Annotated in this window: 3 protein-coding genes and 1 pseudogene; 2 read left to right on the top strand and 2 right to left on the bottom strand. The window is 63.6% G+C overall.

Annotated elements, in window-relative coordinates:
• Nucleotides 1-227 (top strand): CHAT domain-containing protein (locus tag AC628_RS39600; RefSeq protein ID WP_143202056.1); only part of this gene is annotated, 227 nt, incomplete at its 5' end.
• Nucleotides 228-409: 182 nt separating this feature from the next.
• Nucleotides 410-646: a hypothetical protein gene (locus tag AC628_RS39595; protein ID WP_074132111.1), complete on the top strand. Its 237-nt coding sequence runs from the start codon at nucleotides 410-412 to the stop codon at nucleotides 644-646.
• A 371-nt stretch (nucleotides 647-1017) separates the two neighbouring features.
• Here the strand turns inward: AC628_RS39595 and rpoD are convergent, their stop codons facing one another.
• The gene (gene rpoD, locus AC628_RS39590; RefSeq protein WP_021077385.1) at nucleotides 1018-3150 is read right to left on the bottom strand and encodes an RNA polymerase sigma factor RpoD; all 2133 of its coding nucleotides are present in this window, start codon (nucleotides 3148-3150) and stop codon (nucleotides 1018-1020) included.
• 253 nt (nucleotides 3151-3403) lie between these two features.
• Nucleotides 3404-4032, bottom strand: a pseudogene (locus AC628_RS39585) (DNA primase); the annotation flags it as partial.

Here is a 4032-nt window from a genome sequence, read left to right as displayed (position 1 = left end):
TGCCGACCGCGCTCGGCATCGCCGGCGCCCGCCGCGCGCTGTTGACGCTGTGGCCGGTCGCCGACGAAGGCACCGCGAACTTCACGGTGCGCTTCTACGAGCACCTCGCCGAGGGCCTGACCTATTCCGATGCGCTGCGCCAGACCCGGCGGGATGCGCGCGAGGGCAAGGTCGCGGGCGCCCGCGACGCCAGCGTGTGGGCGGCGTTCGTGCTGTTCGAGGGCTGAGGCGGACACCGGACGCAAGAGAACGGTGGACATCTCGCAGGCCGTTGTCATCTTGACATGTCGCTGGATTACGTCCGGTCACATCGCAAGGGCCTTCGCCGCGGGATTGCGCAGGGCAGCCCAGCGCGCTAGCGCGCGGGATTTGCTTTGACAGCAGCGCCCTGATCGAGGACAAGCCGCGCATGCCGAAAAAACCCGGGACCAATCCCAAAGGCGAATTCGCCTTCTTCAACGTCTTCTATGAAGACGGCTCGCAGCGCTCCAACCGCCGCGTGCCCTCGGAGCTGCTGGGCGGGCTCGACGGCGACGAGCCGGTGCGCGCCTTCCTGCGCGAGCAGGACCGCGAGATCGCCGAAAAGGGCGGCCGCGCGCCGCTCGAGATCAAGTCGATCGAGCGGGTCGGGGCGAAGAAGAAGTAGCGCAGGCGAGCTGGCTGCTACGTCAAGCCCACCCGCTGAACCATGTCCGCACTCCATCAGCATCAGAGCAAGCGGCACCCCTCTCCCCACCCCTCCCCCCACAAGGGGGGAGGGAGCCCTGCCGCCAGCACACTCCTCACCTTCGCGACCGACGTCCGGCACGCATTGTGGCGCGATGTACAAGCGCGGCAGAACCAACACGTGAGAGAGCTACGTGAGGCGGGCACGCCGGACAGGCTCCCTCCCCCCTTGTGGGGGAGGGTTGGGGAGAGGGGTGGCCCCGGGCGCTGGCAGATGGAATGCGCACAGGCTGACCAAACAAAAACGGCGGGCATTAGCCCGCCGTTTTCATTGAATGCGTGCTTGTAAGCTTAGTTGTCCAGGAACGACCGCAGCTTGCGGCTGCGCGACGGGTGCTTCAGCTTGCGCAGCGCCTTGGCTTCGATCTGGCGGATGCGTTCGCGGGTGACCGAGAACTGCTGGCCGACTTCTTCCAGCGTGTGGTCGGTGTTCATGCCGATACCGAAGCGCATGCGCAGCACGCGCTCTTCGCGCGGAGTGAGCGAGGCCAAGACACGCGTCGTGGTCTCGCGCAGGTTGGACTGGATCGCCGCGTCGATCGGCAGGATCGCGTTCTTGTCCTCGATGAAATCGCCGAGATGCGAGTCTTCCTCGTCACCGACGGGCGTCTCGAGCGACAGCGGCTCCTTGGCGATCTTGAGGACCTTGCGGACCTTCTCCAAGGGCATGCCGAGCTTCTCGGCGAGTTCTTCCGGGGTCGGCTCGCGGCCGATCTCGTTCAGCATCTGGCGCGAGGTGCGGACGATCTTGTTGATCGTCTCGATCATGTGCACGGGGATGCGGATGGTGCGGGCCTGATCGGCGATCGAACGGGTGATCGCCTGCCGGATCCACCAGGTGGCGTAGGTCGAGAATTTGTAGCCGCGGCGATATTCGAACTTATCGACCGCCTTCATCAGGCCGATATTGCCTTCCTGGATCAGGTCGAGGAACTGGAGGCCGCGGTTGGTGTACTTCTTGGCGATCGAGATCACGAGACGGAGGTTGGCTTCCACCATCTCCTTCTTGGCCTGACGGGCCTCGCGCTCGCCCTTCTGCACGCCGTGCACGATCTTGCGGAATTCGCCGATCTCGAGGCCGGTGAGCGCGGCCAGCGACTGGATCTCGTGGCGCAGGTCCTTGATGCGGTCCTTCTCGTGATGGACGAAGTTCTTCCAGCCCTTGGCCGAGAGCTTCGAGACACGGTTGAGCCAGCGCGGATCGAGCTCCGAGCCCTGGTAGTTGCGCAGGAAGTCCTCGCGCGCAACGCCATGGCTGTCGCCGAGGCGCAGCAGGCGGCCCTCGAACGAGACCAGCTTCTTGTTGATGTCGTAGAGCTGCTCGACCAGTGAATCGATGCGGGCCTGGTTGAGGCGCAGCGACTTCACCTCGACGATGATCTCGTCCTTCAGCTTCTTGTACTTGCGCTCCTGCGAGGGCGACAGCGACTCGCTCTGCAGCTGGTTGGCGATGTCCTGCTCCTGCAGGCGGCGCAGCTTCTTGTACTCGGACGCGATCTTGTCGAAGGTCTCGACCACCTTCGGCTTCAGCTCGGCCTCGATGGCAGCGAGCGACATCTGGTTCTCGAACTCGTCGTCGTCCATGTCGCCTTCGGCGGCGGCCTCAGCGGGATCCTTCTCCTCGGCGCCTGCTTCGCCACCGGCGGGCGCGGCGCGGAACGGAGTCGGCGACGGCGGAGCTGCGGGCGGCGCGACATGGGCCGGCGCCCCGGCTTGCGCATCACCGCCATTGCCTTCAGCGGCAGCGCCCTCGGCGCCGTTGTTGCCGATCAGGTTCGGATTGATGCCGCCCTTGGACTCGGGGCCGGCATAGGTGGCTTCGAGATCGATGATGTCGCGAAGGAAGATCTTTCCTTCGTTGAGCTCGTCGCGCCAGATGATGATGGCCTGGAAGGTCAGCGGGCTCTCGCAGAGGCCCGCGATCATCGCCTCTCGGCCGGCCTCGATGCGCTTTGCGATGGCGATTTCGCCTTCGCGCGACAGCAGCTCGACGGTGCCCATCTCGCGCAGATACATGCGCACGGGATCGTCGGTGCGCTCGCCGGGCTCCGACTTCTTGACCTCGGTGACGGCCTTCTGCGTGACCTCGACGAGCTCGTTATCGGTCTCGTCGTCGCCGTCGTCCTTCTCGTCCTCGCCTTCAGAGTCGTCGGCCTCGGTGACATTGATGCCCATGTCCGAGAGCATCGACATGATGTCTTCGATCTGTTCGGGCGAGGTCGTGTCGGAAGGCAGCACTTCGTTGAGCTGATCGAAGGTCACGAAGCCGCGCTTCTTGGCCTGCTTGATCATCTTCTTCACCGCGGCATCCGACAGGTCGAGCAACGGCGACGGCGCGTCAGCGGAATCCTTCTCAGGAGCATCCGCTGCCTTGTCGTCTTTTTCCTTGTCCTTAACCTGCAGCGTCTTTGCCTTGGTGGCCATTCACTAAGCTCCCGAAACGCGGTCATGCAAAATGGTGCCACGCACGCACGTTTGCACGCTATCTAGAATTACTCTCTCGACGCACAAAGGGCGGCGCACAAATTTCGCCACCCCTGTCATCCGTCTCGATGGTTTCCATCTGCAATAGCCGCGAGGCTATTAAGTTTCGCTTAACCCTGTTTTTGCAGCCAAACCATGGATTTGGCGAGTCTTTTCGCTGGTTCGGCCGGTGCCGTCCGCAGCATTTTTGTTATCAGACATTACGCTGGAACCGGCCCGATAATTCGCCGAACCCTTCAATCAGGGCTTCGGTCCCGTCGGCTTCTGCCATCCGGGCCTGGATATCCTGCAACCATGCCAGATTGGCCTCGCTGGAGTCTTCAGCCAAGGCCGCTTCCGCATCTTTTCTTTCCCTAAGTAAGGCGTGGGTTTTCTGATGCAAGGCAACGAGTTGACGCCAGGTTGATAAAACATCCTCGCGCGCCGCGCCGATCTGCGTCCCCCACACCGCCTGGGTTGTGATCGCCCGCTCAACCCTTTGAAGAATCTGCGATAATCCGCTTGCCTCAAGGTCGGCGCGCATCTTCTCGGCCTGCTCCTCGACGTCAGGGGAATGGTGATGATCGTGGGCAAAGGCCGCGATAATGGCGGCCCTGAGCTTGTGGGCCTCCGGGTGGGCAAGCTCCAGCGCCGCCACCTCCTCCAGATGGTCGTGCAGCAGCCAGGGGTGGTTGATCAAGGATAGCAGGATCAGCGCCTCGCGGCGGGAGATCGCGCTGCGCTGGCCGCGCATGATCGAGCTGTTGGCGAGCTGCGGGCTCGCGGCCTGATACGGCCCCCGTGAAATCCCGGGGGTGGCGCCGCCCTTGCCGCCAAAGCGGC

It is taken from the genome of Bradyrhizobium sp. NAS96.2, from assembly GCF_001908235.1.
GTDB lineage: Bacteria > Pseudomonadota > Alphaproteobacteria > Rhizobiales > Xanthobacteraceae > Bradyrhizobium.
Note: the sequence above shows the minus strand (reverse complement) of the source record. Positions and strands in the feature narration are given on the sequence as shown.

Coding starts and splice junctions, on each gene's coding strand:
- AC628_RS39595 (WP_074132111.1), top strand. CDS start 410: ATGCCGAAAAAACCCGGGACCAATCCCAAAGGCGAATTCGCCTTCTTC.
- rpoD (WP_021077385.1), bottom strand. CDS start 3,150: ATGGCCACCAAGGCAAAGACGCTGCAGGTTAAGGACAAGGAAAAAGAC.